Raw genomic sequence first — 26706 nt, forward strand, 5'->3', positions numbered from 1 at the left:
GTCAGGCTTCGGGAACGGTCTTTTTCGGAATATCGCTTAACGGCACGCCTTCCTTATAATAAAGCGAATGCTGCAGCAAAACGAAAAAAATATGCGCGCGGTCGAAGCCGCGGCGCTTCAAATGCCCGTCGATCATCTTGGCGATGGCGTCATGCTTTTCCTGTTCTCTCGGAAACATATAGATTTCAACCGACTGCGGGCTGTTTGTGATTTTTTCCACATGCAAAAGCTCGATTTTGACGATCTCCTGCGGAATGTTGGCGATGGCTGCCATTTCTTCGACGATCGCGGGCGAGAGGGCCTCCACCACGTTTTTTTCGAACCCCGTAAATCTGACAAAAGGCACTGCATTTCCCTTCTTTCCTGAAGTTGGTGTTACTGCGCATTAGGCACTATATACCGTAACACAAAAACACCGGAGGAGTCACCTCCCGCACGGGGGGACCCCTCCTTGCCAACGTTATTCCATAATTTTGGACGGGTTGGCCACCACGTCGATTTTCTCCTGCACGCGTTCCCGGTCGCCGAGAAACGTCCGGTTCAGCGGCTTTAAATCGTCATCCAGCTCATACAGGATCGGCACGGCGGTCGGAATGTTCAGGTCGACGATCTCCTCGTCGCCGATGTTTTCCAGCACTTTCATGAGCGCCCGCAGGCTGTTGCCGTGGGCCACGACAAGCACGTGTTCCCCGGCTTTGATGCGCGGGACGATCTCCGCTTCCCAATAGGGCACGACCCTGGCGATCGTATCCTTGAGGCTTTCCCCGAGCGGAATTTCCTGGTCGGTGAGTTTCCCGTATCGCCGGTCGTTTTTCGGATAACGTTCGTCTTCGGCGGTGATTTTCAGCGGGGGCACGTCATAACTTCTGCGCCACAGCCGCACCTGCTCCTCCCCGTATTTCTGGGCGGTTTCGTCCTTGTTCAACCCCTGAAGCGCGCCGTAATGCCGTTCATTGAGCTTCCAGCTTTTGCGGACGGGAACCCAAAGCAGATCGTTTGCCTCCAGTATGTAATCCAGCGTTTTAATGGCTCTTTTGAGAACCGACGTAAATGCAATGTCGATTTCGTACGGGAGCGCTTTGAGCAGTTCCCCCGCTTTGATCGCCTCGCGGACGCCTTTTTCCGTCAGGTCGACGTCCGTCCAACCCGTGAACCGGTTTTCCCGGTTCCATTCGCTTTCCCCGTGCCTTACCAATACGACTTTGTACATCTCAAGCATGCCTCCCTTGCTGACGCAGCGGTGTTTCGCTGCAATGGGCCGTGAGGGGCCATCTTCATTATTTAACCGTTATTCGGTTCTTTGATTCATGCGGGCGACGTAATTCTCGGAGGCGAGAAAATGGATCTTGCGCGCCTGTTCGTCATATTCGTAAATGAGAATCGTCCCGTGATTGCTCGAATCGGGATTGTTGTCGATGACGGCGAAACGGTTGGCGCCGAGGGATACGATTTGCTCCCCGTTCGTCGTGATGTTCATCTCGTCGGGAAAACTGGGAATGTCGATCCCATGCGCGTAGGTTTCCATGCTCCCCGTAAAATGGGACGTAGCGTCCGGCTGCGGCTTGACGATCATAATGACCAGGCAAATGACGACAATCATCATGATGCCGCTTAATACCAACATAAATACATTATTTTTCTGATCCAAATCGCTTCTTCCTTCCTATCCAAAAAAATCCGCTTAAATCAGGTTATTTCCTCCCGCGGGGCCTTCGGTTGCCCTGCATGCCCGTCTACTGTAAAATTGAATGGTAGTTACATATCGTAAGGAGGAACATCACATGAGAGACGCTTACTTATTCGCGCTGATGGAGAAAAACCGCAACACGATCATCAGCAAGGTTGAACAACTTCCGGAAGACAAACGCACGCTTGTCCCGCAAGGTTTCAACAACAACATTCATTGGCAGCTCGGGCATCTGCTGACCGTCACAAGCGGCATTTTGTTCCGTTTTGCCGGCAAGGATGCCGTCGTGCCTGAAAATTACCAATCCTTTTTCGGCAATGGAACGAAACCGGCCGATTGGAACGGCGAACCTCCCGCTTGGGATACGCTGGTTCAAGAGCTGACGGCACAATGCAAGCTTGTGGCCGACACCTTCGAAGGGAAACTTGACGAGCCGCTGGCGGTCAAAGAAAATTTCGCCAAAGCCGAAACCGTCCGCGAAGCGTTCGTCGTGAACCTCGGGCACGAAAACTACCATTACGGCATGATCAACGCCATGCTCCGAGTGCTTGCGTAATTCGCGTGCGGCCATCCAGCCGGCATCCGAACAACGCCCTCTGAAATCATATAAAAGACCAAAATACCCTGGCTTTCCAAAAAGCAGGGTATTTTTGGTATCCATATTATTACATAACACGTCTTTTTAGTAAATCGGTTTTTACAGTATTTTCTATTTTTTCTTTATGTTTCGGGGGATTTCTGATCTTGCTTTAAATATTGAGAATCGTCTTATCGCAGCTTGAGGCGGTATTAAACGACGCAAGCCCATTTTTTGGCCGCAACGACACCATTGCCCCGGACCTTACATAATATGAGTTGACTGTATCCCTTTACCTTGTTATACCATACAAACCCGAGCAAGGAGGGGTGACACCATTGAAGGGGAACGATCATAAGAGCAAATTTTTATTGACTCACCGTGAACGTGAAGTGTTCGAACTGCTTGTTCAGGATAAAACGACCCGTGACATCGCCGGTCAACTGTTTATCAGTGAGAAAACGGTGCGGAACCATATCTCCAACGTTATGCAGAAACTGAACGTGAAAGGCCGTTCTCAAGCCGTCGTCGAGCTGATCAAGCTCGGGGAATTAAAGATCTGATCGAGCCCTCAAATGCCTTGGCCTTCTGTAGCATGTCTTCCTTTTGGGGAAGGAATGACAGGAGGTTCTTTATTTTGTCGTTCCCATTCGATACAAGGCTGCGGGACCAGCCCAAAAGCAGGGATTCGTTCTTGCCTTTGATGGGAACGACCATATGCTGAATGGGCCGAAAGGGATCCGCTCAAACGTCGAAAAAACGAACATCATCCGGTTCATTTCACGCAAGGAAGGGTGCCGCAAGGGCACCCTTTTTTTGTACTGCAATTACTGTCTTACGATGAGAATGTCTTGAGGCGGTCTGCCTGTTCTTTGGATTTCGGCAATCTCGGCGTTCGTCAGGTTGCGGCCGACCAAAATGAGCGAAGACGTGACATTATCAAAGTTACCCAGATTGGCTACGTTTTGGCTGCCGCGGAACACGCGGAATGCTCCCCGGAAATTCACCTGCGAGAACAAAACAAGCGTAACTTGAGCAGGCTGCACACGGTTTCTTAGACGGAAGCTGGAAAGCACGTTGTCAAAACGAAACGCTCCAAGATCCCGGACTGCGACTCCTCCACGTCTGAATACTATTCTGCGGCCCGAAAAATTGATGCCGGACCAAAGGGCAAGGCGTACATCACGGTTTGCCAAATATATCAACTCCTTTTCAAAGATTGATATATTCTATGCCGGCTTCATAAATCGGTATAAGACAAACGATCCAGTGAAAATGATGGTTTTTTCATATTTTTAACTCTGTTTTCATAGAATATGCCGTGATCGAGCGGGCTTCTCTCCCGGGAGCCGGGAGTTTAAACCGCTGCGCGCCTGCCGAGAATAGACTCTGAAGGAGGTGCACGGCATTGCTGTTTTGGCTGATCGCCGGCTTTATTGCGGTTCCGTTTGTTATGGCGGTCCTGGCTGCGTTAAACCGCGGGTTCCGTTGGATATGGAGTTTGCTTGCGCTGCTATCTTTTTATATCACCGGTTCCATCCTCGCGGCCGATGTGTACCGGAACATCCTCCATGGGACCGTTCTGACCACGGACGTCCACCATTTGCTGCTTAACCCGTGTTTTCTCGTTGCGGGCGCTTATCTCGGGTTATACGTCCCCTACCGGATGCTTGCCGGGTTATGGGTCCATATGCGCCGCCGATGATCGGCTCCCGCCCGCCCTGGCTGCGCGTATGCAGTGAGGGCCTTTTTTTTGCCGGCCTGCCGCATGTTTGTTTAACCAAAAAATATGTATTGACAGCAATCCTGCGCCTCTATATTATTAATCCATGCATATGACTGAGAATCATTATCAATTATAACCGACATCAAAACTTCCATATAAAAAGGAGCTGCTTTTTCTTGAAGTACAACGTCATTCTTCCAACCGGCATTCTCGCCGCTTCCCTTCTCTTCAGCGGATGCGGGCAGCAACAAAACCAGGACGCCGATGCCGCGTCCGCGACGCCTGCTCCGCCTGCGGCCGCTGAAACGAAAACGGCCCCTGCGGCCGACTTTTCCGCCAGCGTCGAACAATACCGGACTTTTGCGGTGGAACAGTGCGATCTTTTCGTCAAGGAGACCGAAAAATTCACGGCAGCGGTCAAAGCCGGCAAGCTGGAAGAGGCGAAAAAGCTGTACGCCCCTGCGCGCGCTTATTATGAACGGATCGAACCGGTAGCCGAAGCGCTCGGCGATTTGGACCCGAATATCGATGCGCGGGTGAATGACGTCGACGCCGCCGACTGGCGCGGTTTCCACCGGATCGAAAAGGCGCTGTGGGAAGACAAAACGACGGCCGGAACGGAAGGGTTCGCCGACCAGCTGCTGAAGGACGCCCAATTGCTGCGCGCCAAAATCGAAACGATCGATCTGGATGCCAGCCTGATGGTCACCGGCGCGGTGGAGCTTCTGAACGAAGTGTCCTCCTCCAAGGTCACCGGCGAGGAAGAGCTTTATTCGCATACCGACCTGTACGATTTTGCCGCCAACGTCGAAGGCGCGCAGAAAATCTATGAAATATTGAAGCCCGAACTGGCGAAAAAAGACGCGGAGCTGGAAAAAGAAATCGAAACGCGTTTTGCCGCCTTGCAGAAAGAGCTGAATGCGTTCAAAAAAGGCGACGGTTACGTCGATTACACGGCATTAAAACAGGACGAAATCCGCAAGCTCAGCCAGAACCTTGACGCATTGGCCGAACCGTTGTCCAACATGGGCAAGATTTTGGGAGTGTAGCGACATGCCGGAAAAGCACCAGCCATCAAACGACGATTCTATCCTAAAAAAACCGATGACCCGCCGCGATGTCCTTCGTTTGGCGGGTACCGGCGGTCTTGGCCTTCTTCTCGGCGGCGGCGCGATCGGAACGCTGCTGACGACGGAGAACAAGCGCAAGACGAAAGCCGCCGGATCCATCTCCACGGAGGAGGACTCCATTCCTTTTTACGGAGCGCACCAAGCCGGCATCATCACACCTGCGCAAAACTTCATCTGCTTTGCAGCCTTTGACGTGACCGCTAGCGGCGCGCCATCGCTGAAAAAGCTGTTCCAGGCCTGGACCGCCGCCGCCGCGGCGATGGCCGCAGGCCGACCGGTGGGCGAGGAAAGCGGCAATGGCAACCTTCCGCCGACCGACACCGGCGAATCGGCCGGGCTCAGCCCTTCCCGGCTTACGATCACGTTCGGCGCAGGGCCTTCGCTGTTTGACGACCGGTTCGGCCTGGCCGCGAAAAAGCCGCCGACCTTCAAAGAACTGCCCGCATTTAACGGGGATCAGCTTGAACCCGAGTGGTGCGGTGGCGACATTGGCGTGCAGGTATGCGCGGACGATATGCAGGTCGCATTCCATGCCGTGCGCAACCTGGCCAGAATCGCGCGCGGAAAAGCGGTCCTGCGCTGGGTGCAGGAAGGCTTTCAGCGGACGAACCAGGCTGACCCTTCGGGAAGCACGCCGCGCAACCTGCTCGGCTTCAAGGACGGAACCGCCAATCCCCAGGTGGCAAACGAAAAGGAAATGAACCGGATCGTATGGGCGCAAAGCGGCGACGGAGCCCCATGGATGGCCGGAGGAAGTTATATGGCCGTCCGCCGGATCCGCATGCGCATCGAGGTATGGGACCGATCCACCTTGAAAGACCAGGAGGAGACGTTTGGCCGTTACCGTTCCAGCGGGGCTCCGCTTGGCGCGAAAAACGAATTCGATCCGGTCGATCTGAATGCCGCGGACGAAAGCGGCAAACCGTACATCCCCCGGGATTCCCATGTCGCGCTGGCGCGGGGCGACGGCTCCGTTCAGATTCTCCGCCGCTCCTACTCTTATTCCGGAGGCATGGACATCAAAACCGGTCAGCTCGACGCCGGGCTTTTGTTTATCAGCTATCAGCGGGACCTGTTCAAGCAATTCGTCCCCCTGCAGCAAAAACTGGCGAAAAGCGACCGCTTGAACGAATACATTCTGCACGTGGGCAGCGCCGCGTTTGCCTGCTTCCCCGGAGCCGCCCAAGGAGGGTATATCGGGGATACCTTGTTTTAACAATTGATTTTGAAGGAGACTAATGCCAATGCGGTCCATACGCCATGACGACCAGACGAACATAAAACGCAGCCGCCGAAGCAAACCCGGCATGACGGCCATTTTGGCGCTCGCCATCCTGATGTTTTTCCATCTGGCGGCGGACCCGGCATTTGCCGAAACCGGTCAAACCTCCTCCCTGGACCGTCTCCTCCCCGCCGTCGGCAGCGCGCTGGTGGAAAGCGGTCAACAACAGTGGAAAGAAGCAGCCGCAGATTTGGAACAGTTTAAAACGGATTGGACCGCCTTGAAGCAAAACGGCGGCAAAGATTTGGCCGGACAAACGGCACGGGTCGATGCGGCCCTGGCCGAGGCCGAGTCGAAGCTCCGGCAGGAGGATGCCGGGGCCAAGCAGGCGTTGTCGGCACTAGCCAAAGCCGTCAACGCTTACGTCGAGGCCGCTTCCGGCCAGCGGCAAGGCGGCCGCCAAACTTCCGGCGGTGCGGAATCGGCCGCAAAGCTGCTTCCTTTTGCCAAGGAAAGCCTTGCCGCCATGGAGCAAAAGGATTGGGCCAAAGCCAAGTCGAGCTATCAAAACATCGTCGATGCCTGGCCAAAAAGCGAGACGCCGATCCGCAGCGACAACTTTGCCGTCTACGGGCAGCTTGAAACCCAAATCAGCCTGGTGCGCATCGCGCTGCAAGCGGATCCCGTCCGCGAAGACCAGGCCGTCCAGCAAATGAACAAGCTGGTTGCGCTGTTGACGGATTATGCAAACGGAAAAGTCCAGCTGGCCGGCGACGACAACGAAAGCATCCATTCGTTGTCCGACCTGCTGGGCGTGCTGGAGACGGCACGCAAGCAAACCGCGGACGGCCAATCCGCCCAAGCCGCGGACAGCATGAACCAATTCATCGCGTCTTGGCCCGCCGTGGAAGGCGAGGTCCGGGTGTCGTCCCCGTCTTTGTATACCCAAGTGGAAAATCAGATGTCCGAGGTGTCCGGTTACCTTCTTTCGACGCCTCCGCGCAGTCAGGAAGCGCTCCAAATTATCGAAGACATGCAGTCCTCCCTGGCGGAAGTTGCCGGCAGCCACAGCTATACCGCCTGGGACGCCGCGCTCGTCCTGCTCCGCGAAGGGCTGGAAGCCATTCTCGTCATTGCCGCGCTGCTTTCCTACCTGAAACGAAGCGGTCACGCCGAAGGGCGGAAATTCATCTGGTCGGGCGCGGGAACCGGTTTGGCGCTGTCGCTGCTGCTCGCCGGCGTGTTGACCTATACGATATCCAAAGCCGCTTCCGGCAGCGCCCGTGAGCTGATCGAAGGCATTACCGGACTGGTCGCCGTCGTCATGATGATCACCGTCGGGCAATGGCTGCACAACAAATCGAACACCAAAGCCTGGAACCGCTATGTCGGCAAGCAAATGGACCAGGCGCTGGCGAAAGGCAGCCTATGGTCCCTGTTTGCCGTAGCCCTACTGGCCATTGTAAGGGAGGGTGCCGAAACGACGATTTTTTACGTCGGCATGGCACCGTCGATGCCGATGTTTCAGCTGATCCTCGGCGTCGTCATAGCGCTGGCCATCCTCGCGGTATTGGGTTATGCCATCATCGCGCTCAGCGCTGCGCTGCCGATCCGGGCCTTTTTCCTGGTCGCGACGCTGCTGATTTATTACCTCGTGTTCCGCTTTCTTGGGGACAGCATTCATTCGCTGCAGGTCGCAGGCAGGCTGGCGGCCCATTCGGATCCGTCGCTGCCTTCCGTTTCCTGGCTCGGCATGTATCCGACGTGGGAAACGTTCATCCCGCAAATGGTCGTTTTGGCCTACATCATCTGGCAGGTGTTGCGGCAGGAAATCGGCCGATCGAAAAAGTCCCGCGTCAGCGCCGGAAACGTTCAATAACAACAACATTACCCGCTTTATTGCCCGAGTTCCGCGCGAACGCGGGCTTTTTCTTTTTCTTAAACAATACCGGCCCTGAAAAATCCCGTTCCCCCCTTGTCACCGGAAGACTTTTGACCTATGATGGGAGGGAGATAAAAATAATTTTCTTGCAATCCAAAATAAATATTAAAATAATTTTCACACCTCATCTGCGGATGAAGTCGTAAAGGGAGGTCCTTTCGTGGCTCCGTTCTTATATGCGCTGGCGCAGGAAAAGGATAAGCTGTCCCCGCAGGAACGCCGGATCGCCGATTTTATTCTCTCTTCCCCGGCCCAGGTGGTCCATATGGGGATCAAGGAATTGGCCGAGCAATGCGGAACCAGTCCGGCCACGGTCACCCGTTTCTGCAAGGTGTTCCATCTTAAGGGATACCCCGATTTGAAGGTCAAGCTGTCGGCGGAACTCGCCCACACGGGGCTGCAGGAACGAAACCAGGCTTCCTCTTACCAGGACATCGTGGCCAACAATCCGTTATCCAAAATCGTGGAAGCGATGGAAGCCAACCATTTGACCTCCATCCGGGATACGACGCAGCTTCTGGACATGAACCGGCTATCGCAAGCCATTCGGCTGCTGTGCGATGCCCAGCGGATCGATTTGTACGGCGTGGCGACGTCGTCGGTCGTGGCGCTCGATTTTTACCAGAAGCTGATCCGGATCGGGAAAAACTGCACCGCCTTCGCCGATCCCCACATGCAAATCACTTCGGCGTCGACCCTGACGGACCGGGACGTGGCGATCGCCATCTCCTATTCCGGGGAGACCGAAGAGACGATCAGCGCGTTGTCCTGCGCCAAAGACAGCGGCGCCGCAACGATCACGCTCACTTCTTACGGCAGCAACACGCTGGCATCCATGGCCGATATCCCCCTCTTCGTTTCTTCCCTGGAGGAAGGCATGCGAAGAGGCGACATGGCTTCCAGGATCGCCCAGCTTCATATCATTGACATTCTTTTCATGGGCATGAGCAGCGAGCAGTTCGGACAATACGTTCCCAAGCTGGAGCAGTCCTATCAAAACGTCCGGAACTACCGCAAAACAAGAGGAGGGTATTCAAAAACATGAACATCTATACTTTCAAGCATGAGGCCGACTTCAACGCGACCGGTGCGGGTCTCATCGCCAGCCTGCTTCATACGAAACCAAGGTCCGTTCTCGGCATGGCGACGGGCAGTTCGCCGATCGGCATCTACCAGCGCCTGATTGAAATGAACCGGCAAGGGCTGGTCAGCTTCGCCAAAGCGTCCACCTACAACCTGGACGAATACGTCGGCCTGCCTGAAGGGCATCCGGAGAGCTACCGCAGCTTTATGAACGAAAAGCTTTTTAACTACATCGACATCAAAATGGAGAATACGCACGTGCCTGACGGCAACGCCGCCGACCTCGAGGAGGAATGCCGGAAATACGACGCCATGCTCGAAGAAAACGGCCCTGTCGATCTGCAGATTCTAGGACTCGGGCACAACGGTCACATCGGTTTCAATGAACCGGGTGAAAGCCTGATCGGCGGCACCCATGTCGTCGAGCTCCAGGAAAAAACGCGCACGGCCAATGCCCGCTTTTTCCCGTCTTTGGCCGACGTGCCGACGCAAGCGATCACGATGGGCGTCGGGAGCATTTTGAAAGCCAAACAAATCCTGCTGCTGGTCCGCGGCGAAGACAAGGCGGAAATCGTCAAACGCGCCTTGAAGGGGCCGATCACGTCCCAATGCCCGGCATCGCTTCTGCAATGCCATCCGAACGTCGTCGTGCTGCTGGATCAAGGAGCAGGAGGGTTATTATCATGAGCGAAACTTCAGGACAATTGTTGTACGGTAAAGTCGTCGTGCCGGGCAACGTCATCGAGGACGGCGTCGTCGCCATCCATGAAGGCACCATTCTTTATGCCGGCGAGGTGCAGCATTTGCCGGACCACCTGCATCATCTGAATCCCGGCAAAAAAACGGAAGGATATCTCGTGCCGGGTTTCATCGATGTCCACGTTCACGGCGGCAACGGCGAAGACTTTATGTATTCCGGCAAGGAGGAGCTCGACAAAATCACCTCCTTCCATTGTTCCCAAGGAACGACCGCCATGCTTGCCACCACGATGACGGCTCCTAAAGCATCCATCGACAAGGTGCTGAAGGAAGTCCACGAGTACAGGCAGCAGGATATGCCTTATGCCGTGATTGAAGGTGTTCACATGGAAGGGCCTTTCATCAGCCCGAAGTGGCCCGGAGCCCAAAATCCCGAGCATATCGTCCATCCGAACGTCGAATGGCTCGAAGCCTGGGAGGCACAGTATCCGGGACTTATCAAACAGGTCACGCTTGCTCCCGAACGCGAAGGCGCGCTTGAGGCCATCGCCTGGATGAGCGAACACGGCATCAACGCCGCTCTCGGCCATACCGATGCATCTTACGAGGAAGTCGAAGTGGCGGTAGAAGCCGGTCTCCGCCAAGCCGTCCATACGTTCAACGCCATGACGCCGATCCACCACCGCAAGCCGGGCACGGCCGGAGCGGTGCTCAGCGACGACCGGATCCATGCCGAAATCATTGCCGACGGCATTCATGTGCATCCGGCGTGCATTTCCATTTTGACGAAAGTTAAAACAAACGATAACTTGATCCTGATTACGGACGCGATGTCCGCAGCGGGCATGCCGGACGGCGATTATACGATCGGCGATTTGCCCGTGGAAGTAAAGGATGGCATCGCGATATTGAAAGGCGAGTCGAACAGCCTGGCCGGCAGCACGCTTACGATGATCAAAGGTTTCCGCTACCTCGTCGAAACCGTAGGATTGACCGTCGAGCATGCCTCGCGCATTGCCAGCTACAACCCGGCGAAACGCCTTCGCATCGAAGACCGGACCGGGACGCTCGAAGCCGGCAAGCAGGCGGATGTGCTGATGCTGGATGAGCGTTTGAACATTCAGGGCGTTTGGGTACGCGGACGCCAGGTCTTTTAATGAATTCCATCCTATAACAAAAATGACGCTGGATCGCCGGCGTCGTTTTTTTATGCCGCCCTTCCGAATGGAAAGCGTCTTACGCATCAAAAAAAGCGCCAATCAAAGCGTCATCAGATTCGCTTTTTAAGACTTTTTCACCCAATTAAAGTACCCTCCTATTACTCCCCCCCTAAAAAACCGCAAATAAGGCATTTATAGAGCGTTAAACAACGTATTTCACACCCGCTTTTCCTATGTTATGATGCTCAAATAACGAAAATTAATAAACAAGGATGGACGTCCAATGAACAATCCAATGAGCAACCGATTCGCCAGCGAAAAAATCCCCAAATTGATACTCTCTTTGGCTGCTCCTGCCGTCGTAGCACAGGTTATCAATGCCCTGTACAATGTAGTCGACCGCATGTTTATCGGAAGGATGCCGGGTACGGGGACCCTTGCTCTAACCGGCATTGGGGTAAGCTTTCCGATCATCATGGTGATTTCGGCCTTTGCTGCTCTCATCGGTTTTGGCGGCGCGCCGCTTGCTTCCATTCGGATGGGAGAAGGGAATCATGAAAAAGCCGAACGATTGCTTGGCGCAAGTTTTGTGATGCTGCTGATCGTTTCCATGCTGTTGACTATTTCATTGCTAACGTTGAAGTCCCCGCTGCTGACCTTGTTCGGGGCAAGTCCGGATACCCTGCCTTATGCCGACGATTATATGGGGATCTACCTGACGGGTACGGTAACCGTGCTGCTATCGTTAGGATTGAACCAATTCATCGCGGCGCAAGGATTTGCCAAAACGGCCATGGTTACGGTATGCGTAGGCGCGGCCGTCAATACGATCCTTGACCCTGTTTTTATTTTCGGGATGCATATGGGCGTCAGGGGCGCTGCCCTTGCGACGGTCATTTCGCAAACGATCTCGGCGGTATGGTGCTTGGATTCCTCGCATCGAAACGATCCCATCTGCGTTTGCGAATCAAACATATGCGCATCAACGTTCGGATCGTCTGGAGCGTGCTCGCCTTGGGGCTGTCTCCCTTTATTATGCAGTCCACCGAAAGCCTGATTCAGATCGTGTTCAACACCTCCCTTGCCAAATACGGCGGGGATCTGTACGTTGCCGCCATGGGCATCATGAGCAGTTTGATGCAAATTTTCACGCTGCTGCTGCAAAGCTTCGCGCAAGGAGCGCAGCCGATCATCGGTTACAATTTCGGATCGGGCGACTTTGCGCGGGTGAAATCCACGATCATATACTGCAGCTTGTTTTGCGCAGTCTTCGGTCTGGCGATGTGGAGCATAGCCGTTTTTCTTCCTCGGCTTCCCGTCCTGATTTTTACGAACAATGCCGAACTGATCGCTCTGACTTCGGCGCTGATGAACATATTTTTTATGGGCACCTGCATTTACGGCTTCCAATTGGCGTTTCAGCAAATTTTCATCGCACTTGGCCAAGCGAAGGTTTCCATCTTTATCGCCGTGTTGCGCAAAATCATTTTGCTGATACCGCTCGTTTACGCCCTGCCGGCATTCATTCGCCCGAAAACGGGCGGCGTCATTTTGGCCGAACCCATTGCGGATACTTTAGCCGCTCTTACTTGCTGCATTTTATTCGGCTTAACGGTCAAACGGCTTCTTGTCATAAAAAAGACGTGATACGCTAAAACACCAAAAAGCAGCCCGCAATAATGCGCAAAGCTGCTTTTTGTGTTTGTTTTTACTGCGTCATGTGTCTGCCTGCAGGCGTTTTGCCGGGAGCGTTGTGCGTCGTGCCCATCGGGGTTACGCGATGGTCGGTCGTGCTTGTATTCGTCGGGAAAATCCGTTCGATCATCGTCGAAAGCTCATTCACCATGCCGCTGATCGGATGGCCGTTTCTCACATCGGTTGCATAATTGCTGACGCGTTGGACAAAATCAGGATTAGCAGATACGTAAACATTGGTGATGTTTGGATCGGCTTTTTGAACGATCTTCGTGATTTTGTCTTTTACGTCGTTGCTTACCTTATAATTTTGCGAATAGGTTTCGCTTGTGCCAGCCGTTCCCGGCGTGGTGGCGTTAAAACCGTTGTTTCTCGTGATCGGTTCGCCGGCGCTCGTCGTATATCCGCGGAAGTTGCCGCCGGTTCCGGTTCCTGCCGTACCGGTTGTGCCGGCGCCTGTTGCGCCCGTGCCGTTAGTTCCTGCCGCTCCGTTGAAACCGCGGGTATTCACGCCTGCCGCGCCGGTGTTAAAGCTGCTGTTGCTGCCGCTGGCGCCGTGGTTCATCGTGCCGAAACTGTTATTGCGGAAACGGCCGTGGGTGCCGTCCGTGGCATGATTGGCTTGTGCGCCGTGCTCCAGGGAGACTGCCACGTACGCGCTGTTGCCTGCCTTAAGGACGTTGGCGGTGCGCACTTCCTTCAATGCAGCCACTTTATCCGCGACGTCCTGGGCCGAAGTCAGGTTCGACAGGTCATGTCTTGCGTTTCGCGTACCGAAGTTGCCGTCCGTATTGTAGGTGGAAAAACGGTTGCCGTTTCTCAAAGAGTTGACGTTCAGTCTGCCGTCCCGGGTATCCAGCATGCGCCCGTCATGAACGTTGCGGGTGCGCACGTTCGTATTGGCAGGTTCTCTCGTGCCGCAGCCGGCCAATCCGGCCATGCTGACGATCAGTGCGGCGGATACGGAAAGACTAATGGCTTTGGATCGTATCATGAGTTCATCCTCCGTTATAATTAATGTAGTAACATCGTTTAGGATGACCTCGCGCCTAACGCGCTATGCTGAAAGGATTTGGCATCCTGAAGGCCTTTTCGCGGCAGCATCAGGCCGAAGGAGCTGATTTGAGCCTGTCGACGTCCCCTTCCAGCAACTCCAAATCCTTGACAAATACAGGGTAAGCAAAAGATGCCCCCGACGGAATGATCCATACCCTGTCCGGCTCTGACGGTTCGGCTGCGATCAAATACACGGTTTCTTCCGTCTGAGCCATGCCGGCAACGGTTACGGTAGAGTCGATTATTTCATCTTTTAATGAAGAAACCGGTTGCTTTTGTGCCGCCCCTTTGGCCCAAAGCAAGTTCATCTGGGACAGCACCCGCATGGCATCGGATTCCGCTGCGGGCTTGCCGTTAAGCGACCATCCCCCTTCCCCTGCCCCATCGTTTGAATCGGTACGCTGCAGGAGCCATGACGTTCTTTTCCCCTCCCATTCGACCGCCGTCACGTCTTGCGGATCTACCCAGGCCGGAAGGGGATCGGATCGCCCGGCCGCAGAATCCGGCTTACCCGGCGCTTCGGTTTGATCGGGGCGAAAGAAATACGCAATGCCGACGATCAGAATGGCTGCAATCGCAACGATAAGCGCCAAAACCCTTTTTTTCATCTAACACCTTCCCCTTTCGCATGGCGTATTTTGCATGCATGAACGATGCGGCCCCGGCAAAAAGATGTCATTCACATATTACCCCGTTGGAAGCTTTTTACTACCTCTTTCTCCAAGATGCCCGGCGCCGGATCGAAATCGGGACAATGCCTAATGCCAATGTTGCCGCTGCCACATACGATATCTCATGATTATAGCCTTTTAAGGAGGTCATGACATGACGACGGTGGTAGTGACGGGCGGTGCCGGATTTATCGGATCGCATCTGGTACGTCATTTGATCGGTATGGGGCATCGGGTACATGTCATCGATGATTTGTCGGCCGGCAAGGCGGAGAACGTTCCTCAAGGCGCGACCTTGCATCAGGAGGATATTCGCTTCCCTGCCGCTTTTGAGGCGATCGTTGCGCTTCAGCCGGATACCGTGTTTCATCTAGCTGCCCAAGCGGATGTGCAGCATTCCATCCAGCATCCGCGGGAAGACACCGAAATCAATGTGCTTGGTACGCTGAACATGCTGGAGGCCTGCCGCCAAGGCGGAGTCCGCAAATTCGTGTTTGCATCCACCTCGGGCGTTTACGGAAATCTGCAAAAGGATTTGCTGGAGGAAACGGACCCCGCCGTTCCCATCTCGTTTTACGGATTATCCAAATATGCGGCGGAGCATGATGTCCGGCTGTACGGCGAATTGTTCGATCTGGATTGGACCGTCCTGCGGTTCGCGAACGTCTACGGTCCCGGACAAACTTCGAAAGGGGAAGGCGGCGTCGTGTCCATTTTCCTGAACCAGCTCCGGCAAGGCATGCCCTTAACGGTCAATGGGGACGGGGAACAAACGAGGGATTTTATTTACGTTCAAGATGTCGTCGCCGCCCTGGCAGCGGCCCAAACGTCAGGAGAACGGAAAATCCTTCATGTCAGCACCGGCCAAGCGACCTCCGTCAATCGGTTGGTTGAGCTTCTTCGGCTGCACCATGGCCAACATACCGTTTGCGTCCATCGTCCGGACCGGGCCGGAGACATCCGCCACAGCCGCTTGTCCAATGCACGAGCCTTGGCGCATTTAAATTGGCGGCCGGCATACGGCATCGAGGAAGGACTCCAGCTGACGTACCAAAGCTATTTTCGGTAAAAGGAATGCAAAAAAAGCCGATCCCCGGCTGATGGCAGCCGGAGTCGGCTTGATCCGCATGATTCGATTCGTTTTTACGGAGTATCCACCGTTCCTTCCAAATAATACGCGGCAAGCTGCGCTTTGTGTTCGATCGAGCGGGCCGTCAGGAAAAAATGGCGCATAGCGCCGTCTCCCGCCAACACGCATTCTTCTCTCGTACGGGCCTGGGCATAGCAGGTTTCCATCGTCCAATAGATGATGGGTCCGTCCGGGGCGTCCCTCCGAATCATCAGTTCGAGCTCTCCCAGATCGCACATCGGTTTCAGCCAGGATACGTCGATATCCAAAATCACGCGGTCCCCCTCGGCGATTCCTTCCAATGTGACTCCCGTCAGGACCATCTCATCGGGACCGACCGTAAACGGCATGAAGGTTCCCGCTGCAGCCCCCACCCTGGTGTTGTATTTTGCCGTCATGCGACTTCCTCCCATCAAATATGATACAGCATATCAATAAAGCGCACGCAGTACAGATGCGGGTTGAATTCCGTTTGCACCCGTTTTAACGCGCCGCTCCGGATGTTTTCCCTCAGCGGAGCGTTATGCATCAAGTCCAGCCCTTCCTGCACGGCTTGCGCAATATTGCCTAGCGTATAATTTTTGCCGGTTTCGTTATGACGGATGCAAAGCGCGACCCCGTCGGAATTCGTCGCCAGCACCGGACAGCGGCAGCTCATGGCTTCGAGGACCGATAACGGGCCGCCTTCCACCTTGGACGTATTGCACACGAAACCGCCCGAATCGCCTATGGCCGAGAAATAATGCTGCATCTGATGGTTTGGCACGTTCGAATGCATGATTAAACGCGAATGAAGCCCCAATTGATGCACCACGGAATTGAACTGTTCGCGTTCATGGGGAATCGACAAGTTGGGGTCTTCGAAAACCCAAAGTTTCAAATCGGGCACGTAGAAAGACAGCTGATAGCCGATATGAAGGAATTCCCTCCAGTTTTTATTGTCTTCCATGCGTCCAAGCCATGCGATCACCGGGTGTTCCGGAATCGGTCCCGGCCGGTAGGTAAAGCTTTCGGAATCAAAAAAATTGGGGAAATTATACTGAGGAATATTCGGAAACAGTTCCCGAAACAAAGCGGCAATATGCGGAGTGCTCGGATTCAGCAGCGCGCTTGCGTACGTGTTCACGTAAGGAATGGCTTCGATCAGCTGCTGGCGGGCATATTCCTTGGCGCCGTACCCCTGAATTTCCAGTACGAGCTTTCCCGTATATCCCAGCTGCCTGAAGCGGGGAAAGCTTTTGTGATCCGTCGTGACGACGATGACATCGTAATTCCCGGCGGCCAGAATTCCCCGGATCTCTTCATCGTTGTTCGTAATGTACATAGGGACCCCGTCGTTATTTTGCACCCCCGCCCCCCAATGGAAGTAAAGGCAGGAAGCTTGGATTCCGTATCTGGCAAGGGCTTTGCAGCGAAGCCGATTCAACGTATCCATGCCGCCGCTCGGCACGTAAAACACAAACAGCACGTTCATGGCATCCCCTCCTTTGCGTCTTAACGGTCAGATCATTCGAAACATGTCCTCCTGGGTAAACAAAGCGACAAGGTTGCCTTGGTTGCGGACTCTAACGGTCACTGCGGTATGCGTATAATCGTTCACGTTCGTCACCAGCACCAGCTGAAAAGGCTTATGCTCCGTCATCATATGATAGAGGGGAACCGTGCTGCCCGAACCGACATGGATCAACTGAACGTAAAACAGTCCCTGTTCGCCGTAGCCATGCACAAGCATCTCAAAACCTTCCGTACCGACATTGCATATTTCAAGATCGACGGACTGGATGTACGTAGAGTCGATCGGGGCAAAAGGAGCGGCTTCGAGCCGTAATATGGACATAACCTTTCCTCCTGAAAGTCAAGTCTTAATCCTATCCTATGTGACTGCGCTCCAAGTGGAAGGGCGTTTAACGCCCGCCGCAAACCTATTCTTCCGGGAATAAGCGAGAATACAAGCGAAAGAAGCGGCTCTCGCATCTACTATATTGCGAATCGCAATTTAGGAAGAAAGGATGAAAGAATATGAGGGTTGCCGATCTCAAAGGATCCTACGACGCGATTTTCAGTTTGGGAGACTTATGCCTCGCCGCGATGAAGCTCGAAAAATTCGGCCTGCGAAATTATGCCGGTCCGATCGATTGGATGGCGACTTACAACCTATCCGACGTGAACCGCCTTTTAAGGAACCGATTCGCCCATTTTATGGTCTACAATAACCTCGTCGTTGAAGATAAAGTCAGCGAGCAGCTTTATTTGGTGCGCGACACTTATTACGATTTTCTGTCGAATCACGACTTTTTTACCCACAACAACTTTCCGCCAAATCTTGAAGCTTATCCTTACGTAAAAGCCAAATACGACCGCCGCGTTCAGCGTTTCATGGAAAAAATGCTAACCAGCCGTAAAATTTTGTTCATTCGCACGGAAGGCACGTTCGAACAAGCCAAAGAGCTCCAGGAGGTTTTATCGAGTCTTGTCGCGCATGATTTTCGGGTGCTGCTGATCAACCATACCCCTGTCAACGACATCGTGGAACTGGACTGGCCGCTTGAAAAGGTCTGCTCCATCCAATTGCCGAACGCCGATAAATGGTTGGGAAATGATCACCTATGGGGACAAATTCTAAGCGGAATTCATATATCCACTCGCTGAAGAATCGATGAAGGCCGCCGATCCGGACACATGACATGCCGAATCGTGCGGCCCTTTTTTTGGCTGCGGATCCCTGTTTGTTCGATCGTTTAGAAAGTCAAAACCTCCAAGTCCGGAAGTGTGTAATCTATTGGAAGCTGCTCGAAAATCCGGTTCCACACCGCGTAGTTCACCAGCAGATCGACATGGGACGATTGCACGGCAAAAATCCGGTTATACAAATCGCCGATGACCATATAAGGCTCAGACACGTCGTCTCCTCCCTTCCTTGGCATGGTTCGCCAATTATGCTCCTGAAGCTACCCTCGTATATTCGTTCAATAGCCTGGAAATCATCTGATCGAGCGACCAGTGCTGCTGTCCCCAGCGCGCCGCATTTTGGCCGAGCATGCGCCGGTATTCATCGTTTCCTAGCAGCGTATTCAGATGCTGTGCCAGCGTAAGCGGATCTTTCACCGGGGAAACCAGTCCGGTCACGCCATGTTCCACCATCTCCGGCAGTCCTCCGGCATTCGACACGCATGCCGGCAAGCCGGCGAACTGTGCCTCCATCACCGAAAACGGCTGATTATCCTGGATGCAGGAATGGACGAAAATGTCCGATTGCAGAAGCAGGGCCGGAATATCATGGCGCTCGCCGAAAAACACCACATCATTTTGCAATGCCAGAGCTTGGGTTTGGTTCCACAGCTCCTCCCTTTTATCGCCGTCTCCGACGATCCAGCACACCCAATCCTGCTGCCTCATGCTTTTCAGGATGCCTAGCGCCGAAATCAGTACATCGATCCCCTTGACGAACGACAGCCTTGCCGGACAGATGATCACCTTTTTATCCGGCGGCCGGCTGACATCCGTTCCCATATGGGCTTTATGCCAAAATTCCTGGGCATCCAGGCCGTATTGGAAAACGCTGATGCGATGTTCCGGAATGCCGAAATCGCGGACGAGCAGGTTTTTCTGCCACTGCGTCGACGTGATCGTGACGTTTCCGGACGCAGCGCCGCGAGATTCAACGGAAGGGAAATACTTCCAGGCCGGTGAATGCTCGTTGATGCCGAGCTGCGGGTTCATCCGGAAATGGTTGTGAAGCTCTCCCGTGACGGAGCCGTGAACCTGGGCAATCAACGGAACGTGAGCCGGCTTCACCCGGGCGAGCGAACGGGCCGCAAATATATCCTGGGTGTGGATGATGTCATATTGATCCAGCCCGAAACACGCGGCCGAAAGCTCCAGCATATATCGGTCTATCTCATAATAGTGAATGAGGGGATCCGCATGCAGCAAGGGCGCGTATTCCCTGGCCAGCTTGGTGACCACAAGCGGGCGGATCCATTCCTTGGAGATTTCGCGGCCGCGGTTAATAATATGGAATTTGGCGTAATCCGGGCTGTTTCCGAGCAGATCCACCTGATGTCCCATGGCTTCCAGCCGCTGCTGGATTTGCGTCATGTATTTCCATACTCCGCCGACATGGGGAATCAGCCAGTATGTCGCTAGCAGTATCTTCATGCCTTCTCCTTCCCATGGGATCCGGCGACGGGAGCCGGACTCATTGATGGTTTAATGGACGATGCCGACAATATACTATATTGGAAAACGATGCGGCGGGACACGACTCTTGAACCCCCTCACGCCGAATGTTCGGAAATTTCGGACAAAAAAATCACCGGAACATCAGTTCCGGTGATCCCAGTTCGTTTAAGCGCCTTTGAATTAGTCGGAGTAAGCCACGGCTTCGAAGCTTTCGGGCCCTACCCGGGTCGGAATGACCGCCAGTCCTCCAGGAATGCTGACGAAGGCCTGGTAAACGACGAATCCAGGGTTCGTCGTCAACAAATCGATGCCCGTTACGGTAATGACGTCGGTCGTCAGAAGCAACGTTCCTACCGGCATCGACTCGGTAGCGGAATAGACGAGAGTGGATACCCCGCCAACGACCCGGAAGATTGTGATGGTTACAGGAACAAGGACGGCAACGACAGCGCTCAGCGTAACGGTTGCCGTGAAGTGAACGGAAAGATTCGGCCCCGCGGCGGCTGTGTTCAAGCCAAGCGTTCCGAACAAAGCGGGGGTGGCGCTTGCAGGGATGCTGACTGCGCCTGCGGTCGAGACGTTTTGGGAAATCTGGCTATCTATCAAACGGTTTGGCATAAGGAATTCTCCCTCCTTTCATCCATAGATTATGCGAGAGTTTCGCATCATGCATGGACGAACCATCCAGTCTATTCATACAAAAACCGGAAGAAGAGAGAAGGAGTAGAATTCCATATTACCCCATGATTGACAAAATCGGATGGATCGTGTTCCGGACGCGTTCCTGCGTCACGGCATATTCCTGCCGAATGAGATCCTGATACCGAAGCGTGCCCATCGCTTCGTGCCATCGGTACCCGACCAGCGCCTCATCGAGGTACGGGAACGATATGCCTGCCTGGATCGCCCTGATCCATAAATCCAGATCATGCGTATAAGGGAGGGACTCGTTAAACAATCCGATGTGGTAAAACAGTTCTTTTTTCATGATCACCGTGCAGCCGTTGACCGGATTGTTGATCAGAAAAGTGCGGTAAAAGTCCGCCGTCCCGTGAAAAGCGAAGCCGGCACGATGCTGTACGATCTGGCTTTGCCTATCGATATAATCGAAGTTGGTATGGGATATCCACGCCCCGCGTTCCAGCATAAACTGGATCTGGCGGTTGATTTTATCGTGGTAAAATATATCGTCGGAGCTGAGCCATGCGACATATTCCCCCGAAGCATACCGGATTCCGTGATTTAATGCGCTTGCGGTGCCGCCGTTGGCCTTTCCCAGATAATGGATATACGGCATGTACGGACCTAACCGGTCGGCATGCATCGTCGAACCGTCGTCGACGACGATAATTTCGATCGGCCTGTACGATTGCGTCAGCGCGCTTTGCACCGCCTGATCCACGTAAGGATCGTTGTAAAAAGGAATGACGATCGTAACCAGCGGTTTCATTTGGATACTCCCCCTCCGGTGCGGAAATATTGAAGAATGTCCGATACCGACCTCTCGATCGGAATGGACGGCTTCCAGCCGAGCGATTCCAAGCCCATGGGAACCTGCGAATCCCGCTCCTTGATGGAATCGTCCTCATCCCCCCACTCGACCGGGACATCGCTCCCCGAAGCCTTCATGAACAAAACGGCTATTTCCTCAAGCGTGCGTTCTTTGCCCGACGTGACGGTGTAGACCTCTCCCGGCGTTCCCTTTTCAAGCATGATGCCGTAAGCCCGGACGGCATCCCTGACATCCAGAAAATCGCGCCGCGAGGCTCGCGACGAAATGCGGAAAGCCTTCATCGCCTCTCCTCTTTCGCATGCCGCGATGTAGCGGCCCAGCAAAGCGCAAAAGCCCGTCGACGGCCCGGGTCCTATCAAATTCGACGGCTCCGCCAGCATGACCGGCTGCCCGAACAGGCAGCTCCAGGACATGACGGCCGCCTTCTGCAAGCTTTTGCTTAAGCTGTACGGATGGGGCGGCCGGTAAGGAGGAGTGAGGCTGAACACGGCTTTCGTTCCGGCAATCAGTACCCGGCACGCCGGAAACGGGCGAAGGGCATTCAGCAAATAAAGCGTCGGAAGCACGTTGGTTTCCATGTAGAGCAGCGGATCGGCCCAGGATTCGGGGACCGAGTTTTTCCCGCCGAGATGAAGGACATAGTCGGGAGCGATCTTCCGGGCAAGCTCGTCAAGCTTCTGCTTATCCATCAGATCGCAGGTGTGGTATCTTACCCCTTCGATGGCCGGAAGTGCCTGCGTTTGCCGCACGATGCCGGCGACCCGCATGCCGAGCCCGGCAAAATACCGGCAGGCATGGCCGCCGGTAAATCCCGAAGCTCCGGTAATCATAATGACGCGCTTGCGGAGGGAAGCTCGTTCATCCATATCTTCAACTCCTTCAGCATGTCTCGGTAATGGGGGACGGCATAATCGATGTCGGCCCGCGTCGACACCAGCGTGCGGTCCTGCACCGGCTGGTCGACAGGCAAAACCACGACGTCGCGAAGATCCCATATTTCCTGAAACAGCAGCAGCAGGTCATGTTTGCAGATCGGGACCGGGTGGGCCAGATGGATCAAACCCGACACGGAAGAATTCATGAAGCGATCGACGGCCTTCGCCAGCTCCAGCGTCGTCACGCCGTTCCACATGACGTTGCGGTAGCCGGTAACCGCTCCTTTTTGCGACATGAACCAATGCATGAGCCCGATGCCATGGCTTCGGATCTCCGGACCGATAATCGACGTCCGGATGGTCAGATGCCCTGGAGCCCGCACTTCGCCCAGCGCTTTGGTCATCGCGTACATGCTCGTTCCGTCCGGCTGGTCTTCCTCCGTATAGCCGCCCCGGGTTCCTTCGAAGACGCAGTCCGTGCTGATATGAATGAGGCGGGCACCGATCCGGTCCGCGGCCCGGCAGAGCCGGTGGGGCAAAAAGCCGTTGATATGATACGCATTGATCCGGTCTTCATCGGCATGATGGTTCAGGACGCCGATGGCATTGATCACGACATCGGGCCGGACGATGTCCAGCAGCCGGTCGACCATGCACGGTTCGGAGGCGTCAAGGTAAAGTCCCCCGGGACTTCGGGCTTCCCGGGTGGTGTAGAAGACGCGATGTTTTTCCTGACGCCGAAAGTAATGAACCAGCATATGGCCCGCCATTCCGTTTCCGCCAAGAATAAGCAATTTCATCACAGAAACCCTCCGCGCTGGAGAATGTTTTTGATCTCCTCTTTATTCATCAAATGATGGTTGGAGCTGAAGCTGCTGAATTCTACCGGTCTGCAGTGTTTGTAACGTTCCTTGAGCTCGGGCATATGAAGCGTCGGCAGGATGACGAGGTACTCTTCGTCGTATACCACCGTCGTCATGCTTTCGAAATCGCTCATCAGTATTTCGTGGATCTTCTCTCCGGGGCGGATGCCGGATTCCACGATGCTTACGTTTTCTTTGCCGGAGGCTTCGATCAGCACTTCCGCCAGGTCCACGATTCTGCAAGCAGGCATCGTCATGACGAAGATTTCCCCGCCGTAGCTTTCCTCCGCAGCCTTGAACAGCAGTTTAATTGCGTCCGGCAGCGTCAGGAAAAACCGGGTCATCTCCATGTCCGTGATCAGCACCTGGCCTTTGCTCCGGATTTGGTCCTTGAACACGTGCACCACAGAGCCGTTTGTCCCAAGCACGTTGCCGCCGCGAACGGTAACGAAGCGGGTTTCGCTGTTGAGCAGATTCGCGTACACGACCAGCTTCTCGCCGATGGCTTTGGTCATGCCGTAAAAATTCGAAGGATTGGCCGCCTTGTCGGTCGAGATGTAAAACACTTTCTTGACCTTGTTGTCGATGGCTGCTTCGATCACGTTTTGGGTGCCGATGACGTTGGTTTTAAGCGCTTCGTACGGCTGGTCCTCGCACACCGGAACATGCTTGAGCGCGGCAAGATGGAACACGTAGTCGACGCCTTGGCAAACGGCGGTCAGCGCCTCTTTGTCACGGATGTCCCCGATCCGGAAGCTCAGGCGCTTGTCTTCGAACGTCCGGCTCATCGCCACTTGCGACGATTCGTTGCGGGAGAACACGATCACCTCCCTCGGATTTTGCATAAGCAGCTGGGCAACCAATTCATACCCCCAGGATCCGGTCCCCCCAGTCACCATAATACGTTGATTTTCAAACATGCACTTTCCCTCCAAGCAGAAATTTGACTACCTTATCCGAGACGTTTTTGGCCAAATACCCTTCCGGGCAGACCCATTCCCGGTTCAAGCTGATCATCAGGTCCGCCGCGCGCGCGATATGCTTCGCTTCAAGGCCTGATACGATGTTGCTGCCGCAGTCGACGGTTTCCGGGCGTTCGGTCGTATGCCGCATCGTAACGGTGGGGACCTGCATGATGCAGCATTCCTCCTGGACCGTTCCGCTGTCCGTCAATGCGCAGCAGGCGTGCCTTTCCAGCTTGACGAAATCGAAAAATCCGAAAGGCTCGTGGAATTCCACCAACGGGTGCGTGCGCAAATCTTTCAGCCCCGCAATGCGGGAGGCCGTTCGCGGATGAATGCTGCAGATGAGCCGGCGGCCGTATTTTTCCGCGATCATGTTCAGCCCTTCGACGATTTGCCGCAGCCGTTCCGGATGATCCACGTTCTCCGCGCGGTGGGCCGTAACCAAAAAATATTCCTTCGGCTTCAGGGAGAGGCTGTTCAAAATGCGGCTTGCTTCGATCGAATCCTTGTAGTGCTCCATTACTTCATAGATCGGATTTCCCGTCAGCACGATGCGCGAGCTGGGAAAACCTTCGGCAAGCAAATGTTTTTTGCTCTGTTCCGTATACGGCATGTTGATCGAAGAAATCGCGTCGATGACCCGCCGGTTTTTCTCTTCGGGCACGCCGAGGTCAAAGCAGCGGTTGCCGGCTTCCATATGAACCACGGGATATCCGAGCCTTTCGGCAAGCACCGCGCACAGCGCGCTGTTGGTATCGCCAAGCAGAAGGATGGTATCGGGCTTCTCCTTATCCAGAATCCGCTCCATTTGAAGGAACATGGACGAGAGCTGTTCCCCAAGCGTTGCGGCTGCATCCTGCAAAACGTAATCCGGTGAGCGCAAGCCCATCTGCTTAAAAAAAATGCCGCTCAGCCTTTCTGCAAAATTTTGCCCGGTATGCACCAGCACATGCCGCTCTGCATACCGGTCCAGCTTAGGAAGGATGAGGCTGAGGCGGATAATTTCGGGCCGGGTGCCCAAAATCGTCATGATTCTCATAGCGTCCGTCCCCTACTTTCGTTTAATGGACTTGGAGCGACGTTTGGAACGTTTGCCTGCTCCTGCCTTTCTTTGGATCCGGCGTGCTCGAACCGCGGCCGCCGGCCTTCTTGCTTTCCTTGCATGTTTCCTTCTCCTGCCCGCCCTCCTTTTTGCCGGGGCAGCTTGCCCAACCGGAGGCGGCGGAACGTTCAACGCAGGGACGCCTGCGGCGGATACGCGGCGGGAAACGTCCCCGCTCATCCAATCGGGGCATCCCCGCTGCAGCTCCTGAACGAATCCGTGAACCCGCTGCCGGTAGGTCTCCATGCCGTATGCCGTCCTCGCGGCGTTCGCGTTCATGCTTCCGGTATACTGCAGGAACTCCGGTTGATTGACCAGTTCGGATACCTTGGCCGCCAGCGCTCCATAGTCGCCCGTCGGAACCGCAAAGTGACCGTTGCCCGTATTTTTCATCAGCTCGCCGAGACCACCGGAATCGAAGGATACGACCGGCTTGCCGCAAAGCATGCCTTCCAGCGCCGTCATCCCGAAACCTTCCTGCACCATGCTCGGAACGACAAGGATATCCATGGCGCTGTAAGCCGAATGCACCGATTCCACAAATGGGATGAAGCGGAAAGAATTTCGGTGGCCGGAATCATTCACTTCCTGAACGCAGCGGTCGTAATAGGACTGGTCGGCGGGTTTCCCGATCACGACAAACCGGCAATTCGGATACGACGCCGCCAGAATTTTCGCCATGCGGATGAATTCAAGCAGCCCCTTTTCGGGATGGATAAAAGAAGAGATATAGCCGATGCAGATATGGGAGTCCTTCAGGCGGAGAATTTTACGATAGCCGTTCCGGATCAACATTTGGGAAGGCTGCAAAAGCTCATTGTCCGCGGACGGGGGAAGCAGCGTGATCGGTTTGGAGACCGTTCCGCGAAAGACGCGGGCCGACGCCTCCGAAATCGCGATCAGGCAATCGCTGTACTTCTCTACCACGGCCGTGGCCGCAGACGTGTATGCCGTCGTTTGCATCGTTTCGGTTATTTTCCATAAGACCGGAATGCCAAGCAATTTGGCAGCCATGGCGGGCATCACGTTCACGATGGTATTGGTGAGGACGATGTCGGGAGCCGTCTCCGCCATGCAGCGGACAACCGAAGCAAAATCCGGATGGTGCCGAAGCCCCTCCGCTTCCTGTTCGAGCCGTTCGCCGGGCTGATACATGCCAAAAAGCAAGGGGCAGGATTGGATTCGTACCGTCATGCCTTGTTTACGGGCAGAAGCCGTCAGCTTGCCTTCCTGCGGAGCGACCAGAATGCACTCGAAATAAGGCGCGATTTGAAGGCAGAACATCAGCAGGAGCTTTTCGGCCCCCGTGATGCTGCTTGTATTGCTGACATGGGAGAACAGCATCATCTTAGGCTTATACGTCATCATGGGCGTTGAGACCGCTGCAAAAAAGCACAGGGTACGATTCGCACCTCCTTTCACCCAAGTA

The 26706-nt window shown here is 54.5% G+C and carries 31 protein-coding genes; 13 read left to right on the forward strand and 18 right to left on the reverse strand.

The window, feature by feature from the left end; translation table 11 throughout:
* Window position 1: 1 nt before the first annotated feature.
* The 3 genes from KI367_RS04945 to KI367_RS04955 form a co-directional block, all read right to left on the reverse strand.
* Window positions 2–346 (reverse strand): DUF1904 family protein, encoded by a 345-nt coding sequence (locus tag KI367_RS04945; RefSeq protein WP_212948050.1) that lies wholly within the window; start codon window positions 344–346, stop codon window positions 2–4.
* A 114-nt stretch (window positions 347–460) separates the two neighbouring features.
* The gene (gpmA, locus tag KI367_RS04950; RefSeq protein WP_212948053.1) at window positions 461–1210 is read right to left on the reverse strand and encodes a 2,3-diphosphoglycerate-dependent phosphoglycerate mutase; all 750 of its coding nucleotides are present in this window, start codon (window positions 1208–1210) and stop codon (window positions 461–463) included.
* 78 nt (window positions 1211–1288) lie between these two features.
* Window positions 1289–1648, reverse strand: a complete 360-nt coding sequence (locus KI367_RS04955; RefSeq protein ID WP_212948055.1) for a hypothetical protein — start codon at window positions 1646–1648, stop codon at window positions 1289–1291.
* A 133-nt stretch (window positions 1649–1781) separates the two neighbouring features.
* Here KI367_RS04955 and KI367_RS04960 point away from each other — a divergent pair, with 133 nt between their 5' ends.
* Together KI367_RS04960 and KI367_RS04965 are read left to right on the forward strand one after the other, a co-directional pair.
* Window positions 1782–2243, forward strand: a complete 462-nt coding sequence (locus tag KI367_RS04960) for a DinB family protein (RefSeq protein WP_036713548.1) — start codon at window positions 1782–1784, stop codon at window positions 2241–2243.
* A 359-nt stretch (window positions 2244–2602) separates the two neighbouring features.
* Entirely contained in the window at window positions 2603–2827 is a 225-nt protein-coding gene (locus KI367_RS04965) for a helix-turn-helix domain-containing protein (protein ID WP_036649309.1), read from the forward strand.
* A 264-nt stretch (window positions 2828–3091) separates the two neighbouring features.
* Here the strand turns inward: KI367_RS04965 and KI367_RS04970 are convergent, their stop codons facing one another.
* The gene (locus KI367_RS04970) at window positions 3092–3460 is read right to left on the reverse strand and encodes a hypothetical protein (RefSeq protein WP_212948057.1); all 369 of its coding nucleotides are present in this window, start codon (window positions 3458–3460) and stop codon (window positions 3092–3094) included.
* 212 nt (window positions 3461–3672) lie between these two features.
* On the opposite strand from KI367_RS04970, the gene KI367_RS04975 reads away from it, so the two are divergent.
* From KI367_RS04975 to KI367_RS05015, 9 genes are all read left to right on the forward strand, one after another.
* Complete coding sequence (locus KI367_RS04975) at window positions 3673–3969, forward strand: hypothetical protein (protein ID WP_052147321.1); 297 nt, start codon at window positions 3673–3675, stop codon at window positions 3967–3969.
* A 197-nt stretch (window positions 3970–4166) separates the two neighbouring features.
* Window positions 4167–5039 carry an iron uptake system protein EfeO gene (gene efeO, locus KI367_RS04980; protein ID WP_212948058.1) on the forward strand — a complete coding sequence of 291 codons (873 nt, stop codon included), beginning with the start codon at window positions 4167–4169 and terminating at the stop codon, window positions 5037–5039.
* A 4-nt stretch (window positions 5040–5043) separates the two neighbouring features.
* Window positions 5044–6336 (forward strand): iron uptake transporter deferrochelatase/peroxidase subunit, encoded by a 1293-nt coding sequence (gene efeB / locus KI367_RS04985; RefSeq protein WP_212948067.1) that lies wholly within the window; start codon window positions 5044–5046, stop codon window positions 6334–6336.
* Window positions 6337–6364: 28 nt separating this feature from the next.
* A complete protein-coding gene (locus KI367_RS04990; RefSeq protein WP_212948069.1) occupies window positions 6365–8221 on the forward strand; it encodes an FTR1 family iron permease in 1857 nt (618 codons plus the stop codon).
* A gap of 223 nt (window positions 8222–8444) precedes the next feature.
* A complete protein-coding gene (locus tag KI367_RS04995) occupies window positions 8445–9329 on the forward strand; it encodes a MurR/RpiR family transcriptional regulator (RefSeq protein WP_212948071.1) in 885 nt (294 codons plus the stop codon).
* The gene (nagB, locus tag KI367_RS05000; protein ID WP_212948073.1) at window positions 9326–10054 is read left to right on the forward strand and encodes a glucosamine-6-phosphate deaminase; all 729 of its coding nucleotides are present in this window, start codon (window positions 9326–9328) and stop codon (window positions 10052–10054) included. The genes KI367_RS04995 and nagB overlap by 4 nt, the downstream gene beginning before the upstream one ends.
* Window positions 10051–11223, forward strand: coding sequence for an N-acetylglucosamine-6-phosphate deacetylase (gene nagA / locus KI367_RS05005; RefSeq protein ID WP_212948083.1), 1173 nt, complete (start codon window positions 10051–10053; stop codon window positions 11221–11223). Before nagB ends, nagA begins: the two co-directional genes overlap by 4 nt.
* Window positions 11224–11509: 286 nt before the next feature.
* Window positions 11510–12283: an MATE family efflux transporter gene (locus tag KI367_RS05010; protein WP_212948085.1), complete on the forward strand. Its 774-nt coding sequence runs from the start codon at window positions 11510–11512 to the stop codon at window positions 12281–12283.
* A complete protein-coding gene (locus KI367_RS05015) occupies window positions 12241–12873 on the forward strand; it encodes an MATE family efflux transporter (protein ID WP_212948087.1) in 633 nt (210 codons plus the stop codon). Before KI367_RS05010 ends, KI367_RS05015 begins: the two co-directional genes overlap by 43 nt.
* A 61-nt stretch (window positions 12874–12934) precedes the next feature.
* Here KI367_RS05015 and KI367_RS05020 read toward each other — a convergent pair whose 3' ends face one another.
* Both KI367_RS05020 and KI367_RS05025 read right to left on the reverse strand, forming a co-directional pair.
* The gene (locus KI367_RS05020; protein ID WP_212948088.1) at window positions 12935–13915 is read right to left on the reverse strand and encodes a YhcN/YlaJ family sporulation lipoprotein; all 981 of its coding nucleotides are present in this window, start codon (window positions 13913–13915) and stop codon (window positions 12935–12937) included.
* Between the two features lie 109 nt (window positions 13916–14024).
* Window positions 14025–14585, reverse strand: a complete 561-nt coding sequence (locus tag KI367_RS05025) for a hypothetical protein (RefSeq protein WP_212948090.1) — start codon at window positions 14583–14585, stop codon at window positions 14025–14027.
* A gap of 217 nt (window positions 14586–14802) precedes the next feature.
* Here KI367_RS05025 and KI367_RS05030 point away from each other — a divergent pair, with 217 nt between their 5' ends.
* Window positions 14803–15717 (forward strand): NAD-dependent epimerase/dehydratase family protein, encoded by a 915-nt coding sequence (locus tag KI367_RS05030; protein ID WP_036714376.1) that lies wholly within the window; start codon window positions 14803–14805, stop codon window positions 15715–15717.
* A gap of 74 nt (window positions 15718–15791) precedes the next feature.
* On the opposite strand, the gene KI367_RS05035 is transcribed toward KI367_RS05030, so the two are convergent.
* Genes KI367_RS05035 through KI367_RS05045 form a run of 3 tightly spaced genes read right to left on the reverse strand, consistent with a single transcriptional unit; the run spans window position 15792 to window position 17614 of the window.
* Complete coding sequence (locus KI367_RS05035; protein ID WP_212948092.1) at window positions 15792–16175, reverse strand: hypothetical protein; 384 nt, start codon at window positions 16173–16175, stop codon at window positions 15792–15794.
* A gap of 14 nt (window positions 16176–16189) precedes the next feature.
* Window positions 16190–17251, reverse strand: coding sequence for a glycosyltransferase family 4 protein (locus KI367_RS05040; RefSeq protein WP_212948094.1), 1062 nt, complete (start codon window positions 17249–17251; stop codon window positions 16190–16192).
* A gap of 27 nt (window positions 17252–17278) precedes the next feature.
* A complete protein-coding gene (locus tag KI367_RS05045) occupies window positions 17279–17614 on the reverse strand; it encodes a hypothetical protein (protein WP_036714372.1) in 336 nt (111 codons plus the stop codon).
* Between the two features lie 182 nt (window positions 17615–17796).
* Between KI367_RS05045 and KI367_RS05050 the strand changes: the two genes are divergently transcribed.
* Window positions 17797–18426, forward strand: coding sequence for a DUF1796 family putative cysteine peptidase (locus tag KI367_RS05050; RefSeq protein ID WP_212948096.1), 630 nt, complete (start codon window positions 17797–17799; stop codon window positions 18424–18426).
* A gap of 89 nt (window positions 18427–18515) precedes the next feature.
* Here the strand turns inward: KI367_RS05050 and KI367_RS05055 are convergent, their stop codons facing one another.
* From KI367_RS05055 to KI367_RS05095, 9 genes are all read right to left on the reverse strand, one after another.
* Complete coding sequence (locus KI367_RS05055) at window positions 18516–18677, reverse strand: hypothetical protein (protein ID WP_246536647.1); 162 nt, start codon at window positions 18675–18677, stop codon at window positions 18516–18518.
* A 34-nt stretch (window positions 18678–18711) separates the two neighbouring features.
* Entirely contained in the window at window positions 18712–19935 is a 1224-nt protein-coding gene (locus KI367_RS05060) for a glycosyltransferase family 4 protein (protein WP_212948100.1), read from the reverse strand.
* A 204-nt stretch (window positions 19936–20139) separates the two neighbouring features.
* The gene (locus KI367_RS05065) at window positions 20140–20577 is read right to left on the reverse strand and encodes a hypothetical protein (RefSeq protein WP_052147319.1); all 438 of its coding nucleotides are present in this window, start codon (window positions 20575–20577) and stop codon (window positions 20140–20142) included.
* A 118-nt stretch (window positions 20578–20695) separates the two neighbouring features.
* On the reverse strand, window positions 20696–21409 hold the full coding sequence (locus KI367_RS05070; protein ID WP_036714368.1) for a glycosyltransferase: 714 nt from the start codon (window positions 21407–21409) through the stop codon (window positions 20696–20698).
* The gene (locus KI367_RS05075; protein WP_212948102.1) at window positions 21406–22338 is read right to left on the reverse strand and encodes an NAD-dependent epimerase/dehydratase family protein; all 933 of its coding nucleotides are present in this window, start codon (window positions 22336–22338) and stop codon (window positions 21406–21408) included. The genes KI367_RS05070 and KI367_RS05075 overlap by 4 nt, the downstream gene beginning before the upstream one ends.
* Window positions 22299–23147, reverse strand: a complete 849-nt coding sequence (locus KI367_RS05080) for an SDR family oxidoreductase (protein ID WP_036714367.1) — start codon at window positions 23145–23147, stop codon at window positions 22299–22301. The genes KI367_RS05075 and KI367_RS05080 overlap by 40 nt, the downstream gene beginning before the upstream one ends.
* Window positions 23147–24130 carry a polysaccharide biosynthesis protein gene (locus tag KI367_RS05085; protein WP_212948104.1) on the reverse strand — a complete coding sequence of 328 codons (984 nt, stop codon included), beginning with the start codon at window positions 24128–24130 and terminating at the stop codon, window positions 23147–23149. Before KI367_RS05085 ends, KI367_RS05080 begins: the two co-directional genes overlap by 1 nt.
* A complete protein-coding gene (gene wecB, locus KI367_RS05090; RefSeq protein ID WP_212948106.1) occupies window positions 24123–25214 on the reverse strand; it encodes a non-hydrolyzing UDP-N-acetylglucosamine 2-epimerase in 1092 nt (363 codons plus the stop codon). Before wecB ends, KI367_RS05085 begins: the two co-directional genes overlap by 8 nt.
* A 12-nt stretch (window positions 25215–25226) precedes the next feature.
* Window positions 25227–26645, reverse strand: a complete 1419-nt coding sequence (locus KI367_RS05095) for a glycosyltransferase family 4 protein (RefSeq protein WP_212948108.1) — start codon at window positions 26643–26645, stop codon at window positions 25227–25229.
* Between the last annotated feature and the right edge of the window lie 61 nt (window positions 26646–26706).

Source organism: Paenibacillus cookii (assembly GCF_018333375.1).
Classification (GTDB): Bacteria; Bacillota; Bacilli; order Paenibacillales; family Paenibacillaceae; genus Paenibacillus_AQ; species Paenibacillus_AQ cookii.

Excerpts from the sequence above, each read along its gene's own strand:
- KI367_RS05050 (WP_212948096.1), top strand. The coding sequence starts at position 17,797 with ATGAGGGTTGCCGATCTCAAAGGATCCTACGACGCGATTTTCAGTTTG.
- KI367_RS05040 (WP_212948094.1), bottom strand. The coding sequence starts at position 17,251 with ATGAACGTGCTGTTTGTGTTTTACGTGCCGAGCGGCGGCATGGATACG.
- KI367_RS04960 (WP_036713548.1), top strand. The coding sequence starts at position 1,782 with ATGAGAGACGCTTACTTATTCGCGCTGATGGAGAAAAACCGCAACACG.
- KI367_RS05085 (WP_212948104.1), bottom strand. The coding sequence starts at position 24,130 with ATGTTTGAAAATCAACGTATTATGGTGACTGGGGGGACCGGATCCTGG.
- KI367_RS05095 (WP_212948108.1), bottom strand. The coding sequence starts at position 26,645 with ATGATGACGTATAAGCCTAAGATGATGCTGTTCTCCCATGTCAGCAAT.
- KI367_RS05010 (WP_212948085.1), top strand. The coding sequence starts at position 11,510 with ATGAACAATCCAATGAGCAACCGATTCGCCAGCGAAAAAATCCCCAAA.
- KI367_RS05020 (WP_212948088.1), bottom strand. The coding sequence starts at position 13,915 with ATGATACGATCCAAAGCCATTAGTCTTTCCGTATCCGCCGCACTGATC.
- wecB (WP_212948106.1), bottom strand. The coding sequence starts at position 25,214 with ATGAGAATCATGACGATTTTGGGCACCCGGCCCGAAATTATCCGCCTC.
- KI367_RS05075 (WP_212948102.1), bottom strand. The coding sequence starts at position 22,338 with ATGGATGAACGAGCTTCCCTCCGCAAGCGCGTCATTATGATTACCGGA.
- KI367_RS04990 (WP_212948069.1), top strand. The coding sequence starts at position 6,365 with ATGCGGTCCATACGCCATGACGACCAGACGAACATAAAACGCAGCCGC.
- nagA (WP_212948083.1), top strand. The coding sequence starts at position 10,051 with ATGAGCGAAACTTCAGGACAATTGTTGTACGGTAAAGTCGTCGTGCCG.
- nagB (WP_212948073.1), top strand. The coding sequence starts at position 9,326 with ATGAACATCTATACTTTCAAGCATGAGGCCGACTTCAACGCGACCGGT.
- gpmA (WP_212948053.1), bottom strand. The coding sequence starts at position 1,210 with ATGTACAAAGTCGTATTGGTAAGGCACGGGGAAAGCGAATGGAACCGG.
- efeB (WP_212948067.1), top strand. The coding sequence starts at position 5,044 with ATGCCGGAAAAGCACCAGCCATCAAACGACGATTCTATCCTAAAAAAA.
- KI367_RS05045 (WP_036714372.1), bottom strand. The coding sequence starts at position 17,614 with ATGTCCATATTACGGCTCGAAGCCGCTCCTTTTGCCCCGATCGACTCT.
- KI367_RS05030 (WP_036714376.1), top strand. The coding sequence starts at position 14,803 with ATGACGACGGTGGTAGTGACGGGCGGTGCCGGATTTATCGGATCGCAT.
- KI367_RS05060 (WP_212948100.1), bottom strand. The coding sequence starts at position 19,935 with ATGAAGATACTGCTAGCGACATACTGGCTGATTCCCCATGTCGGCGGA.
- KI367_RS05035 (WP_212948092.1), bottom strand. The coding sequence starts at position 16,175 with ATGACGGCAAAATACAACACCAGGGTGGGGGCTGCAGCGGGAACCTTC.
- KI367_RS05080 (WP_036714367.1), bottom strand. The coding sequence starts at position 23,147 with ATGAAATTGCTTATTCTTGGCGGAAACGGAATGGCGGGCCATATGCTG.
- KI367_RS05025 (WP_212948090.1), bottom strand. The coding sequence starts at position 14,585 with ATGAAAAAAAGGGTTTTGGCGCTTATCGTTGCGATTGCAGCCATTCTG.
- KI367_RS05065 (WP_052147319.1), bottom strand. The coding sequence starts at position 20,577 with ATGCCAAACCGTTTGATAGATAGCCAGATTTCCCAAAACGTCTCGACC.
- KI367_RS05070 (WP_036714368.1), bottom strand. The coding sequence starts at position 21,409 with ATGAAACCGCTGGTTACGATCGTCATTCCTTTTTACAACGATCCTTAC.